Annotated in this window: 12 protein-coding genes; 7 read left to right on the top strand and 5 right to left on the bottom strand. The window is 56.8% G+C overall.

Annotation, left to right across the window (positions count from 1 at the left end; all coding sequences use genetic code 11):
- The first annotated feature begins 22 nt into the window (after nt 1-22).
- The 5 genes from uxuA (at nt 23) to F3I47_RS17840 (ending at nt 7,202) form a co-directional block, all read left to right on the top strand.
- The gene (gene uxuA, locus F3I47_RS17860; protein ID WP_150030115.1) at nt 23-1,207 is read left to right on the top strand and encodes a mannonate dehydratase; all 1,185 of its coding nucleotides are present in this window, start codon (nt 23-25) and stop codon (nt 1,205-1,207) included.
- Nucleotides 1,208-1,495: 288 nt separating this feature from the next.
- Nucleotides 1,496-3,085, top strand: a complete 1,590-nt coding sequence (locus F3I47_RS17855; protein ID WP_140925620.1) for an EAL domain-containing protein — start codon at nt 1,496-1,498, stop codon at nt 3,083-3,085.
- Nucleotides 3,086-3,520: 435 nt separating this feature from the next.
- Nucleotides 3,521-5,026, top strand: a complete 1,506-nt coding sequence (gene proP, locus F3I47_RS17850) for a glycine betaine/L-proline transporter ProP (RefSeq protein ID WP_009087842.1) — start codon at nt 3,521-3,523, stop codon at nt 5,024-5,026.
- Nucleotides 5,027-5,152: 126 nt separating this feature from the next.
- Nucleotides 5,153-6,130 (top strand): porphobilinogen synthase, encoded by a 978-nt coding sequence (gene hemB, locus F3I47_RS17845; protein WP_009087843.1) that lies wholly within the window; start codon nt 5,153-5,155, stop codon nt 6,128-6,130.
- A 103-nt stretch (nt 6,131-6,233) separates the two neighbouring features.
- The gene (locus tag F3I47_RS17840; RefSeq protein ID WP_150030116.1) at nt 6,234-7,202 is read left to right on the top strand and encodes a diguanylate cyclase; all 969 of its coding nucleotides are present in this window, start codon (nt 6,234-6,236) and stop codon (nt 7,200-7,202) included.
- 26 nt (nt 7,203-7,228) lie between these two features.
- Here the strand turns inward: F3I47_RS17840 and F3I47_RS17835 are convergent, their stop codons facing one another.
- Entirely contained in the window at nt 7,229-8,251 is a 1,023-nt protein-coding gene (locus F3I47_RS17835; protein ID WP_150030117.1) for an alpha/beta fold hydrolase, read from the bottom strand.
- 300 nt (nt 8,252-8,551) lie between these two features.
- Between F3I47_RS17835 and F3I47_RS17830 the strand changes: the two genes are divergently transcribed.
- A complete protein-coding gene (locus tag F3I47_RS17830) occupies nt 8,552-9,055 on the top strand; it encodes a helix-turn-helix domain-containing protein (RefSeq protein ID WP_150030118.1) in 504 nt (167 codons plus the stop codon).
- Here the strand turns inward: F3I47_RS17830 and F3I47_RS17825 are convergent, their stop codons facing one another.
- Nucleotides 9,056-9,712, bottom strand: coding sequence for an epoxyqueuosine reductase QueH (locus F3I47_RS17825; RefSeq protein WP_009087852.1), 657 nt, complete (start codon nt 9,710-9,712; stop codon nt 9,056-9,058). It abuts the gene before it with no gap.
- 261 nt (nt 9,713-9,973) lie between these two features.
- Here F3I47_RS17825 and F3I47_RS17820 point away from each other — a divergent pair, with 261 nt between their 5' ends.
- Nucleotides 9,974-11,362: a sugar porter family MFS transporter gene (locus F3I47_RS17820; protein WP_046100768.1), complete on the top strand. Its 1,389-nt coding sequence runs from the start codon at nt 9,974-9,976 to the stop codon at nt 11,360-11,362.
- A gap of 15 nt (nt 11,363-11,377) precedes the next feature.
- Here the strand turns inward: F3I47_RS17820 and F3I47_RS17815 are convergent, their stop codons facing one another.
- The 3 genes from F3I47_RS17815 to F3I47_RS17805 form a co-directional block, all read right to left on the bottom strand.
- Nucleotides 11,378-12,055 (bottom strand): SDR family oxidoreductase, encoded by a 678-nt coding sequence (locus tag F3I47_RS17815; RefSeq protein ID WP_150030119.1) that lies wholly within the window; start codon nt 12,053-12,055, stop codon nt 11,378-11,380.
- 183 nt (nt 12,056-12,238) lie between these two features.
- Nucleotides 12,239-13,066: a hypothetical protein gene (locus F3I47_RS17810; RefSeq protein ID WP_033736088.1), complete on the bottom strand. Its 828-nt coding sequence runs from the start codon at nt 13,064-13,066 to the stop codon at nt 12,239-12,241.
- Nucleotide 13,067: 1 nt separating this feature from the next.
- A complete protein-coding gene (locus F3I47_RS17805) occupies nt 13,068-13,265 on the bottom strand; it encodes a hypothetical protein (RefSeq protein ID WP_033736089.1) in 198 nt (65 codons plus the stop codon).
- Between the last annotated feature and the right edge of the window lie 7 nt (nt 13,266-13,272).

Here is a 13,272-nt window from a genome sequence, read left to right as displayed (position 1 = left end):
ACATCACAGTTAAGGAGCAAACATGGAACATACCTGGCGATGGTACGGCCCGAACGATCCGGTTTCACTGGATGATGCGCGTCAGGCAGGCGCGACCGGCATCGTTACCGCACTGCATCACATTCCCAACGGCGAGATCTGGCCGGTTGAGGAGATCAAAGCCCGGCAGGCCCTGCTGGCGGAAAAAGGGCTGGTCTGGTCAGTCGTGGAGAGCATTCCGGTTCATGAGGCGATTAAAACCCAGCGCGGCGACTACCTGCGCTATATCGCCAATTATCAGCAGTCGATCCGCAATCTGGCCGCCTGCGGCATTGATACCGTCTGCTATAACTTCATGCCGGTGCTGGACTGGACGCGGACCGACCTCGCCTGGACGCTGCCCGATGGCGCTAAGGCGCTGCGCTTCGATGCCGACGCGTTCGCCGCGTTTGAACTCTGCCTGTTAAAACGTCCGGGTGCAGAGCAGGACTACAGCGCGGCCGAGCAGCAGGCGGCCAGAGCGCGCTTTGCCGCGATGAGCGAGGAAGAGAAAAACACGCTGGTGCGCAATATCATCGCGGGCCTGCCCGGCGCCGAAGAGGGGTACACACTGGAGCAGTTTCAGGCGCAGCTGGCGCAGTATGACGGCATCGACAAAGCAAAACTGCGTGAACATATGGCGACCTTCCTGCGCGCCATCGTGCCGGTGGCGCAAGAGGCTGGCGTAAAACTGGCGGTGCACCCGGACGATCCACCGCGTCCTATCCTGGGCCTGCCGCGCATTATCTCCACGCAGGAAGATATGCAGTGGCTGAAGGAAACCGTCGACAGCCTGCACAACGGATTCTGTTTCTGCACCGGCTCCTACGGCGTGCGGGCCGACAATGCGCTGGTTGAGATGGCGGAAACCTATGCCGACCGCATCAACTTTGTCCATCTGCGCGCCACGAAGCGTGAAGAGAATCCCGCCAGTTTCCATGAGGCGGCGCATCTGGCGGGGGATGTCGATATGGTGGGGGTGATCAGGGTCATTCTGGCCGAAGAGCAGCGCCGTCGTCGGGCAGGCAACCTGCGGGCCATTCCTATGCGCCCTGACCACGGCCATCAGATGCTGGATGACCTGCATAAACGCACCAACCCCGGCTATTCCGCCATTGGCCGCCTGAAAGGACTGGCTGAACTGCGCGGGGTGGAAGTGGCGCTGAAGCAGATCTTTTTTACTGATTAATTCTTCATTCACGCGCCCGCCCTGCGACCGTCCCGTGACGGCGCAGGGCCTTTCGCCCACCGCTGCGCATCGCCCGTTATCCCCCGCGTCCTGCCTGCTGAATTTGTGTCGCTTAATCGCAATAAAGACAAAACAAACGTCACATAAATGACACGCACTGTTCGATAATTGACCTGAGTCAGTCTGATTGATTGCAAAAACGCTAATCTGCTCCGCCCGGAGAGATGTTATTCTGCGCAGCGGATTAGCGCCTCCTGATAACACCAATAATATTCAGAGGATTTTGCGGTGCCGCTACTGAAACGAAAACGCGACTACGCCAGGCTGGTGATTATTATCTCCGGCCTGCTGCCTCTGGTTATTGGCCTGTTTTTTACCGCACTGGATGCGCGCCACACCGTTCATCAGCAGCAGATGAGCGCGGCAGAAACCCTGCTATCCCAGGCGGAGAGAATGAGCGACAGCGCCTGGAATATGATTACCGAGCTGCGCCAGTTTGATCAGGTGCCCTGCAGCCAGATTGAAAACCAGCTGCAGCGCATCGGCTCGCTTAATCCCTATTTTCGCGCTATCGGTAAAATGGAGCAGGGAAAAATTGCCTGTTCATCGGTGTATGGTTCACGTCCTGCCCCGCTGAAAGCGATGATCCTGCGTGATGCCCCCGTCACTGGCAAAGCCTGGTGGAGCCTGTCGATTGCCGGTACCGCCGGTGTGCCGACGCGTCCCGCCGTGATTTTTGTGCGCGACCTGCCTGATGGCGAAAGTTTCTGGGCGGTGATCGATGGGCAGTATCTGATCGATTTTATGCGCGCCATCAGCAGCACCCATCGCTACCATTTCAGCATGGATTTCAGTGATGGTGCGCCCATCTCCTATGGCGATCCGCAAATTGCCGCCGACAGCTGGTTCAAACCGTCGATTTATCAGGCATCCTCCCAGCGCTATCCGCTGACGGTCACGCTGATAGCCTCGCCCACGGAGCTGATTTCGGCCTGGCGTCAGGTGATGTTTATCATTATGCCGATGGCGGCAATCTTCTCTATTCTGCTGATGATGATAATGGCGAACTGGCTGCAGCGACGTATTTCCTGGCGCGATGAGATCCGGCGCGCTATCGCCAGCGGCCAGTTCAGGGCGCACTATCAGCCGGTCTATGACAACCGGCTGCAGCGCTGCGTCGGTGTTGAGGCGCTGCTGCGCTGGACAACCCCGGACGGCAACGGCGTGCGGCCGGATATTTTTATCGGTGCCGCAGAAGCGGAAGGCATGATTGTGCCGCTGACCCGCCATCTGCTGGCGTTGGTCGCAGAAGATGTCCGGAGCTGGCAGGTAGAGCCCCATTTCCACCTGGGAATTAACGTGGCGGCGGAGCACCTGCAGCATCCTGACTTTGTCGACGATATGCTGCACTTCGCTGAACAGGTCAGGGATAAGCAGTTCCTGATCACGCTGGAGCTGACCGAGCGCAGCCTGATCAAAGAGGGCGCGGCAGTGGCACGCAAACTGGAACACCTGCGTCACTGCGGCATGAAAGTCGCGATTGACGATTTTGGCACGGGTCACTGTTCGCTGAGCTATTTACAGACCTTCACGCTGGATTATCTCAAGATTGATCGGGGCTTTATCAACACCATCGAGTCGCTTGAGGGCAGAACACCCGTTCTGGATGCCATTATCCAGCTCAGTCATGAGCTGGAGCTGGAAGTCCTGGGCGAAGGGGTCGAAACCGCCTTGCAGTTCCGTTATCTGCAACAGCGCGGCGTGGTCTTTATTCAGGGCTACTATTACGCGCGCCCGCTGGACAATGCGGGACTGATCGCCTGGCTGGCCGAACAGGGCGACCAGCCCGTGGAGCCGGACCTGGCCCTTACGACCTGACCGGCTACCGGCGTCTGACGACAGAACGCCGATAGCCGATTGGCCCGTCGCGATTATCTCTTTTGTCAGGGTCATCTCCTTCGCGCTCCCTCCCTCCTCCAGCCCGTCATTTCTCCCGTCCGGAAAAGCGTGAGGACCGCCGCTCAAGTGCTGAAAAAAGCGGCGATTGTCACGCAGAGTGATAATTTTTTTGCGGAGATAAATAGCCTTATCAGTGGCAAAAAGAGGCTACATGTAGCCCAAACATGACAGATATCACACAAAAACGGTATACTCTGTCGCTGTTCGCAATAATCACAACAGTAATTATTGTGTTAACGGGCGCTAAAACAGCGCGTATTTACGGCTATGCTTAAATTTCTCAACGTGGCGGTCTGTACGATTCATCCGGCTCGCGCCGTTGAGAACTTTCGTGTTCCATTACAGGGTAATTCTATGAAATTGCGTAGGAAGCGTGTAAAACCAATTGGGATCAATGATGTCACCATCATTGATGATGCCCGTTTACGTAAAGCCATCACGGCGGCCTCTCTGGGTAACGCGATGGAGTGGTTTGACTTCGGCGTTTACGGCTTTGTGGCCTATGCGCTGGGTAAAGTCTTCTTCCCGGATGCGTCGCCAGGCGTTCAGATGATCGCGGCGCTGGGTACCTTCTCTGTGCCCTTCCTGATCCGACCGCTGGGTGGTCTGTTCTTCGGTATGCTGGGCGACAAATATGGTCGTCAGAAAATCCTTTCCATCACCATTATCATCATGTCGGTCAGTACCTTCTGTATCGGCCTGATTCCTTCCTATGCCTCCATCGGCATCTGGGCGCCGATTCTGCTGCTGTTAGCGAAGATGGCACAGGGCTTCTCAGTGGGTGGTGAATATACCGGTGCCTCGATCTTCGTGGCCGAATATTCGCCTGACCGCAAACGCGGCTTCATGGGAAGCTGGCTCGACTTTGGCTCCATTGCCGGCTTCGTGCTGGGTGCGGGTCTGGTCGTGCTGATCTCTTCCATTATCGGGGAAGCGAACTTCCTTGAGTGGGGCTGGCGTCTGCCGTTCTTCGTTGCGCTGCCGCTGGGCATCATCGGTCTTTACCTGCGTCATGCGCTGGAAGAGACCCCGGCATTCCAGCAGCACGTGGACAAGCTGGAACAGGGTGACCGCGAAGGTCTGCAGGATGGCCCGAAAGTCTCCTTCAAAGAGATTGCGACCAAACACTGGCGCAGCCTGCTCTCCTGTATCGGTCTGGTCATCGCCACAAACGTCACCTACTACATGTTGCTGACATACATGCCGAGCTACCTGTCGCATAACCTGCACTACAGCGAAGATCACGGTGTGATGATCATCATCGCCATCATGATCGGGATGCTGTTTGTTCAGCCGATGATCGGCATGATGAGTGACCGTTTTGGCCGCCGCCCGTTTGTTATCATCGGCAGTCTCGCCCTGATGGTCTTCTCGATCCCTGCCTTCATGATGATCAACAGTGGCGTGCTGGGCATGATTTTTGGTGGTCTGCTGCTGATGGCGGTGATCCTGAACTCCTTCACCGGTGTGATGGCTTCGTCACTGCCTGCCATGTTCCCGACCCACATCCGCTACAGTGCGCTGGCCAGTGCCTTTAACATCTCGGTACTGGTTGCCGGTCTGACCCCTACGCTGGCCGCCTGGCTGGTTGAGTCAACCGACAACCTCTACATGCCTGCCTACTATCTGATGGTCGTGGCCGTGATTGGTCTGATTACCGGTCTGTTCATGAAAGAGACCGCGAACAAGCCGCTGAAAGGGGCCACACCGGCCGCGTCGGATATGGAAGAAGCGCGCGAGATTCTGCAGGAGCATCACGATAACATCGAGAATAAAATCGAAGATATCGACGCAGAGATCGCCCGTCTGGAAGCGAAACGTAAAAATCTGGTGCAGCAGCATCCGGATATCAACGAGTAATCGTTCTGCTCTCCCGCCGCCCGGCGGGAGAGCATTTTTCCCCCTCCCTACCGCACACAATCCTTCATGCCCTGCGGGCAAAGGGAGTAAACTGTTGTCACTTTTTTCACCTGCGTAAGAATGAAAATGTCTGATTATTCCCTTATCCAGCGCCCAAGAAGATTGCGCGCCAGCGCGTCAATGCGTGAAATGTTCCAGGAGTCATCCCTGAGCCTGAACGATCTGGCTCTGCCCATTTTTGTTGAAGAAGAGGTCGACGACTACAAACCGATTCAGGCGATGCCTGGCGTGATGCGTATTCCGGAAAAACGTCTCGCTTATGAGATTGAGCGTATCGCCAAAGCCGGTATCCGCTCGGTCATGACCTTTGGTATTTCGCACCACACCGATGCCACCGGCAGCGATGCGTGGAACGAAAACGGTCTGGTGGCCCGCATGTCGCGCATCTGCAAAGAGACCGTGCCGGAGATGATCGTCATGTCTGACACCTGCTTCTGCGAATACACCAGCCACGGTCACTGTGGCGTGCTCTGCGATCACGGTGTCGACAACGATGCCACCCTGGAAAACCTGGGTAAGCAGGCGGTCGTTGCTGCCGCAGCCGGAGCCGATTTTATCGCCCCGTCGGCGGCGATGGATGGGCAGGTTGAGGCGATTCGTCGCGCGCTGGACGCGGCGGGCTTCACTCAGACCGCAATCATGTCCTACTCCACCAAGTTTGCCTCCTCCTTCTACGGCCCGTTCCGTGAAGCCGCGGGCACGGCGTTGAAAGGCGACCGTAAAACGTATCAGATGAACCCGATGAACCGCCGTGAAGCGATTCGTGAATCACTGCTCGACGCGGCTCAGGGCGCAGATTCACTGATGGTGAAACCGGCAGGTGCCTATCTGGATATCCTGCGTGACATCCGTGAGCGCACCGAACTGCCTCTGGCGGCTTATCAGGTGAGTGGCGAATACGCGATGATCAAGTTTGCCGCTGCGGCCGGTGCCATTGACGAGCGTAACGTGGTGCTGGAAAGCCTCGGGGCGATCAAACGTGCCGGTGCAGACCTGATTTTCAGCTATTTCGCTCTTGATCTCGCCGAACAAAAGGTGCTCTGATCCCCTCCTCATAAAGAGCGTGATCGCGATGTCACGCTCTTCTTCTCCGCCAAAAGGCAAACACCAGAACCTGGCTTCGGCTAAACCAACAAAGGTCTCTGTGATGAAAGCACCTGACATTCCTGCCGACGAGGCACAACGTTTATCGCAGCTGCGTGCGCTGAACATCATGAACACCACCGCGGAGGAACGTTTTGATCGTTTAACCCGTCTGGCCCGCCGCCTGTTTGACGTGCCTATCGCGCTAGTCAGCCTGCTGGAAGCTGACCATCAATGGTTTAAATCGGCTCAGGGCTTTGCACCGCCGGGATCGCCGCGCAATATCTCCTTCTGCGGACACGCTATCCTGCAGGATGAGATCATGATTGTTGAAGATGCGCACAAAGATGAGCGTTTTCACGACAACCCGCTCGTCACCGGCGATCCACACATCCGTTTTTATGCCGGCTGTTCGCTGCGTGCACCAGGCGGCGCCAAACTGGGCACGCTCTGCATCATTGGACGCGAGCCGCGCCAGTTTGATGAAGAGGATCAGGCGACCATGCGTGACCTGGCCGCGATGGCTGAAGCGGAGCTGATCGCCTTTCAGACCGCCACCTGCGACGAACTGACGCAGATAACCAATCGCCGCGGCTTTATGACCCTGGGACAGATGGTGCTGAACGAATGCCGGATGAAAAACCGGCCAGCCTCACTGACGTTTCTCGACCTCGACAAGTTCAAGCAGATCAACGACTCGCTGGGCCATCGCGAAGGCGACCGTGCGCTGATGGACTTTGCCGACGCGATGAAGGTGGTGTTTAAACACTCCGATCTCTTTGCCCGACTGGGCGGCGACGAGTTTGTGGTGCTGCTCAATGGCATGTCGCAGCAGCAGAGCGAAGCGCTGTTACAGCAGTTTGCCTGCTATCTGCGCCAGCAGTCGATCAGCCTGAATCGTCGTTACCACCTGCAGTTCTCTTCCGGCATCGTCGAATTCGATCCGGCGCAGCCGCAGTCGCTGGAACAGCTGCTGCACGACAGCGATGAGCGGATGTACCAGCGTAAAAAGCAGAAGCGTGTCGCGGTGTAACCTCAGCCGCCGCCGCGGCTGAAAGGTCAGGGACGCGCCAGATCGTCGAGCAGGGTCTGATTAAACTTTGCAGGCTCTTCCATTTGCGGCGCGTGCCCCAGGCCCGGAAACTCAATCAGCCGCGCCCCCGGAATGCGTTTTGCGACCGCTTTACCGAGCACCCTGTAATCGCCCAGCCGGGCTTTCACCGCCGGCGGAGCGATATCGCTGCCGATAGCCGTGGTGTCAGACGTGCCGATCATCAGCGTGGCCGGCACCTTCAGATCGCCGAACTCATAAAACACCGGCTGCGTGAAAATCATGTCGTAGATTAAGGCGGAGTTCCACGCCACCTTCTCATGCCCCGGCCCGCTGTTGAGTCCGGCCAGCATATCGACCCATTTGTCATATTCAGGTTTCCAGCGGCCCGCGTAGTAGGTCTGCTGCTCATACTTCTTAATGCCCTCTGCGCTGAGCCTGAGTTCCCGCTGATACCACTGATCGACGGAACGCCACGGCGCCCCTTTCGCTTTCCAGTCTTCCAGCCCTATCGGATTAACCAGCACCAGCTTCTGCGTCTGCTGCGGGTACATCAGCGCATAGCGCGTCGCCAGCATCCCGCCGGTGGAGTGACCCACAATTACCGCCTTCTCCACACCCAGCCGGGCAAGCAGCTGATGCGTATTGTCAGCCAGCTGCTGAAAGCTGTACTGATAGCGGGCGGGTTTGGTGGCGCTGCAGAAGCCAATCTGATCGGGCGCGATAACGCGGTATCCCTGCTGACTGAGGGCGCGGATGGTCTCTTCCCAGGTGGCACCACAGAAGTTTTTTCCGTGCATCAGCACCACGGTTTTCCCGTTGGCACGCGCGACGGGTTTCACATCCATATAGCCCATGCTGAGCGACTGCTGCTGCGATAAAAAATCAAAATGGTGCAGAGGATAAGGGTAGTGAAAGCCTTCCAGCTGTTCGCCATAGGTTGTGGCGGCACGGGTGGGGAGAGAGGTCAGCAAGGCCAGCGAGGTCAGCAGCACAGCAAGCGGTTTCTTCAGCAGAAATGTCGGGCCCATCCGGGATTCTCCAGGTTAAAGGTGAGTCGTAAGCCTGGCAGGTCGCGGAAAAAAATCTATTGATGCGCTGTGCGGTGGCGAAGTACTCACCCGGGCTGGCGCTGCATCCGCACCAGTTGCCGCCTTATTCCGCCAAAAAAACCCAACAGATTAATTACATCTCATCTTATTTATTAATAAGCACCGTTTAAATGAACCTCATGAGAGGTTGCGATTCAAATCCTGAAGAATCTTTACGCAAAGAATAAGCACATTAAGATAAATAATTCAGAATGCCCGCACGTTAAACGGGGGGTGCCTATGAAAAACAATAAATATAATGAAAGCGTAATTGTCTCCATCACTGAGTGGATTAATCACAATCTCGATCAGCGTTTAAGTATTGATGATATTTCGGAAAAGGCGGGTTATTCCAAATGGTATCTGCAGAAACTCTTTGCCCGCTATCATAATGAAACGCTGGCGCGCTATATCCGCAGAAAAAAGCTTAACGCCTGTATTCATGATTTAAAAAACAGCCGTACGCCCATTATCAGCCTGGCGCTGAAATACCATTTTGAAAGCCAGCAATCCTTTACCCGCTCATTCAAACAGATGATGGGCTGCACGCCGAGCGCCTGCCGCAAGCGTCCGCTGAGTAATGGGAGCAGCGCAGCGCTGGCAGACGCGCAGAATCCCTGTGCCCTGTGCGGCTACGCGCGGCCCGACGCGGAGATTCAGCCGCGCTGTGCCGTCACGGTGCGCCCCGTTACGCGCCCGGCACGCGGTTATGCGCAGGCCGACACTTTCCGCGATGCCGGTTAATCACTCATCCGGCTGATAATACTGCACACCAATCTGAATCCGCTCACGTCCCTGAGCAACGCGATGACGATTGGTATCGCGCAGTGAATAGACACAGCCGCAATATTCCTGCTGATAGAAACTTTCGCGCTTGCTGATTTCGATCATGCGCGCCGACCCGCCACCTTTACGCCAGTTAAATTCCCAGTAGAGCAGATCGGGATAAGCGGCCGCTGCACGGACACCGCAGCTGTTAATCTGCTTCATATCCTTCCAGCGTGAAATCCCCAGACAGCTGGTCATGACGGGAAAGCCATTCTCATGGGCATAAAGCGCGGTTCGCTCAAAGCGCATATCAAAGCACATGGTGCAGCGTTCACCGCGCTCCGGTGACCACTCCAGGCCGCGCGCCCGCTCAAACCAGTTGTCCCGGTCGTAGTCAGCATCCACAAACGGCACGCCAAATTTTTCAGCAAAACGAATATTCTCCTCTTTGCGCAGCTCATACTCTTTGAGCGGATGAATATTCGGGTTGTAGAAATAGATTGTGTAATCAATGCCGGATGCCAGCATCGCTTCCATCACTTCACCCGAACAGGGGGCGCAGCAGGAGTGCAGCAGGACTTTATTATGACCGCCCGGCAGAGGCAGCGGCTGACGCTGGAAAGGTTCAGACATAAACACCTTCAATCAATAGCAGGAAAGCGGCAGTGTAATGCCGCCAGTGACGAGTTGCAAAATCTGCGCGGCTTTGTGTAATCGTGCCCCTGCCCCTGTTTTGCCTTCGTCGCCACCCCGTTGATATCTCATGCTTTATTTTGCAGCTCTGTCTGACTGAGCGGTAACAGTGGTCGGAAGTGTGATCGGCAACACACTGGCGTCGACTATGTTTACATAACATTAACAATGTTGACACTGGACTACCGCAAGGAGACTCGCATGGGCGCGGCAAAAAAATCGGGAAGTACGCAGAACCGCTTTACCTGGTTCGTCTGTTTTATGGCTGCGCTGTCCGGCCTGCTGTTTGGCCTGGATATTGGCGTCATCGCCGGTGCCCTTCCGTTTCTGGCGAAGGATTTGCAGATCACCAACCATCAGCAGGAGTGGGTGGTCAGTTCGATGATGTTTGGCGCGGCGCTGGGTGCGCTGGCGGCGGGCTGGATGTCATCAAAGCTGGGACGCAAGAAAAGTATGCTGGCAGGCGCGACGCTGTTTGTGATTGGCTCGCTCTGGTCAGCCTTCTCACCGGATGTGACCTCGCTGGTCTGCGCGCGCGTGATTCTGGGCCTGGCGGTAGGCATCGCCTCCTACACCGCGCCGCTCTATCTGGCCGAAATTGCGCCTGAGCGTATTCGCGGCTCAATGATCTCCATGTATCAGCTGATGCTGACCACCGGCATCGTGGTGGCCTATCTCTCCGACACGGCTTTCAGCTACAGCGGTAACTGGCGCGGCATGCTCGGGGTCATCGCGATTCCGGCGGTGATCCTGTTTATCGGCGTGCTGTTTCTGCCCAACAGCCCGCGCTGGCTGGCGGCACACGGTCGGTTTAATGAGGCGCAGCGGGTTCTGGACCGGCTGCGTAACAGCAGCGAGCAGGCTCGTGAGGAGCTGGAGGAGATCCGGGAAAGCCTGCAGGTTAAGCAGCGCGGCTGGTCACTGTTCCGCTCGAATGGCAATTTCCGCCGCGCGGTGTGGCTCGGCATGCTGCTGCAGGTGATGCAGCAGTTTACCGGCATGAACGTCGTGATGTATTACGCCCCTAAAATCTTCAACATCGCCGGGTTCTCCAGCACCAGTGAGCAGATGTGGGGCACGGTGATTGTCGGGCTGGTCAACATGCTGGCGACGCTGATTGCCATCTTCTTTGTGGATCGCTGGGGCCGCAAACCCATGCTTACCACCAGCTTTCTGGTGATGGCCGTGGGAATGGGGGTGCTGGGCACGCTGCTGCACATCGGCGTTGAGACCGACTTCCGCAAATATTTTGCGGTGGCGATGCTGCTGATGTTTATCGTGGGCTTTGCGATGGCAGCCGGTCCGGTTGTCTGGCTGCTCTGTTCCGAGATCCAGCCGCTGAAAGGGCGTGACTTCGGGATTACCGCCTCCACGACCACCAACTGGGTCGGCAATATGATTGTAGGGGCAACCTTCCTCACCCTGCTCGATCAGCTGGGGAATGCCAACACCTTCTGGTTCTACGGCGCGCTGAATCTGGTGTTTATCGTGCTGACGATGATGCTGGTGCCGGAGACCAAACATGTGACGCTGGAGCACATCGAACGCAATCTGATGAAGGGCAAAGCGCTGCGTGATATCGGGGCGTAACCGTCCCGAAGCGGCTTACCACTGCAATGACTGGCCGGCGTAATCGACGTAGTGATGTCCTCCACGACCGCGCCAGTGGGTCAGCTGCCGGACGATACCTTCCGCGCTCTCTTCTGCCGTCAGGGGCGCGCTTTCGCCCCCCATGTCGGTTTTTACCCAGCCGGGGTGCAGCGTCAGCAGCGTTCCGCCCTGCGCGTCCACAGCAGCGGTCAGGGTGCGGCTTAACATGTTCAGTGCCGCTTTGCTGGCAGCATAAATCGGCATCTGCGCATCCGGGTTTTCATTCAGGCTGCCGAGCTGGGAGGAGGTCAGTGCCAGCACACCACTCGGCTTCAGCAGGGGCAGCAATATTTCTGCGCTGCGTACCGGCGCGATGGCATTGGTCAGGAAGAGCTGCGCCAGTTCCTGATCGTCACTCTGCGACAGGGTCTGGTGCGACGGCCCGGAAATGCCGGCATTAATCAGAATGGCATCGAACCCCTCACCGGTGAGCTGGCCAGCCAGCTCTTCCACCGCTGACGCCTGGGTCATATCCAGCGCGTGCCAGCGGATTTCGGGCCGGTTGCCCTGCACCGGGATGCCGCTGCGATGGGTGGCCGTAACCTGCCAGCCCTGCCCGGCGAACGCCTGCGCCACCGCCAGGCCGATACCGCGTGAGGCGCCGATAATCAGTACCTTATTTTGCTGAGCCATATTCACTCCTCGTTAGTGGTCTCATCACAAGCTTAACGACAAATCGGCGCAGAGCGCGTCCCGCCGTGCTTTTTCGCCGGGCCACCGCACGTCAGGTAACTTTTCGCTGCTGGCAGAGGGGATGAAGGCAGGTTTCAGGCGCCTGATGAGCGCGCCTGATGAAGGGATAGGAGCGGGTTTTGATTATCCCTGCGTGTCCCGGCTTTTATCATCCGGACTGTCGCCGTTCTCGTTCCCCTGGCTCTTCTCCACTTCCTGGGGATGGCCCATTGAGAGCGCCGTGGCGCTGGCCGGATCGAACAGTGACAGGCTTTCAATCTGGTCAACCATGATCACCTTACGAAACGACATCGCATCTTTCGGTGTCGAGTCGAGCGTAATGCCATGCTCAGCATACCATTTGCTGTAGTTGTGCTCCACCGCCAGCTTCAGCGTCTTGCTGTCGCGATAGCCGCTCAGCATCGGAATCAGCACAATGTTTTTGGTGCTCTCATATTCGAACGTGGAGGCGTGAACCATGCCGATGTAGATGCGGCGGGACTTCAGCGTGATCCACGCCAGTTCACCCTCTTCCATGCACTGAAACAGCAGTTGCTCCACGCCGTTAGATCGGGAGAGCCGCTGATAGAGATCTTTACGGCCTGAAACGTTCAGCCGTGCGCTGCCCGCCCAGTTGGAGCGGTAGAGACAGAGCAGGATCGCGAAGGCCAGCATAATGACGACCGGAGCCTGGATGCCGAGAAAGCTCCAGTTCATGAACTCCACCTGCCACTTCAGATGGGCGCCCGGTATAACCTGAACAGCATTTGCCAGCGCGGAGATGCCCAGCAGCAGCAGCCAGACAAGGCCGGTGGCAAAGACCCCCTGCAGGACAAAAATACAGCCATACAGCGCGACCAGGAAATAGACGTCCCAGCCTGATGAGCGGCGGATTTTAAAACGGCTGTTGAGATCGCGGCTGGTGTACCAGTAACCACTCACCATCAGGACCATGAATATTGCGGTACCCACCTCAGACTCCCTTTAACGCGTTCACATGGCGGGAAAAATCTTCGTGGACTTCCTCGCTCAGCGTGTTGACCGAGATATTGCCGTTCTCATCAATGATGATGCGTTCACCTTCGGCAATCGAGTCGTTGATATCCTGGCGGGTCATGATCTGCAGAAATTTCTCGGGACTGGCAAAGACCGACTTAATAAACCTGAACATAGCGATC

The sequence above is a fragment of the Pantoea sp. M_10 genome (assembly GCF_008631515.1).
Taxonomy (GTDB): domain Bacteria; phylum Pseudomonadota; class Gammaproteobacteria; order Enterobacterales; family Enterobacteriaceae; genus Pantoea; species Pantoea anthophila.
Note: the sequence above shows the minus strand (reverse complement) of the source record. Positions and strands in the feature narration are given on the sequence as shown.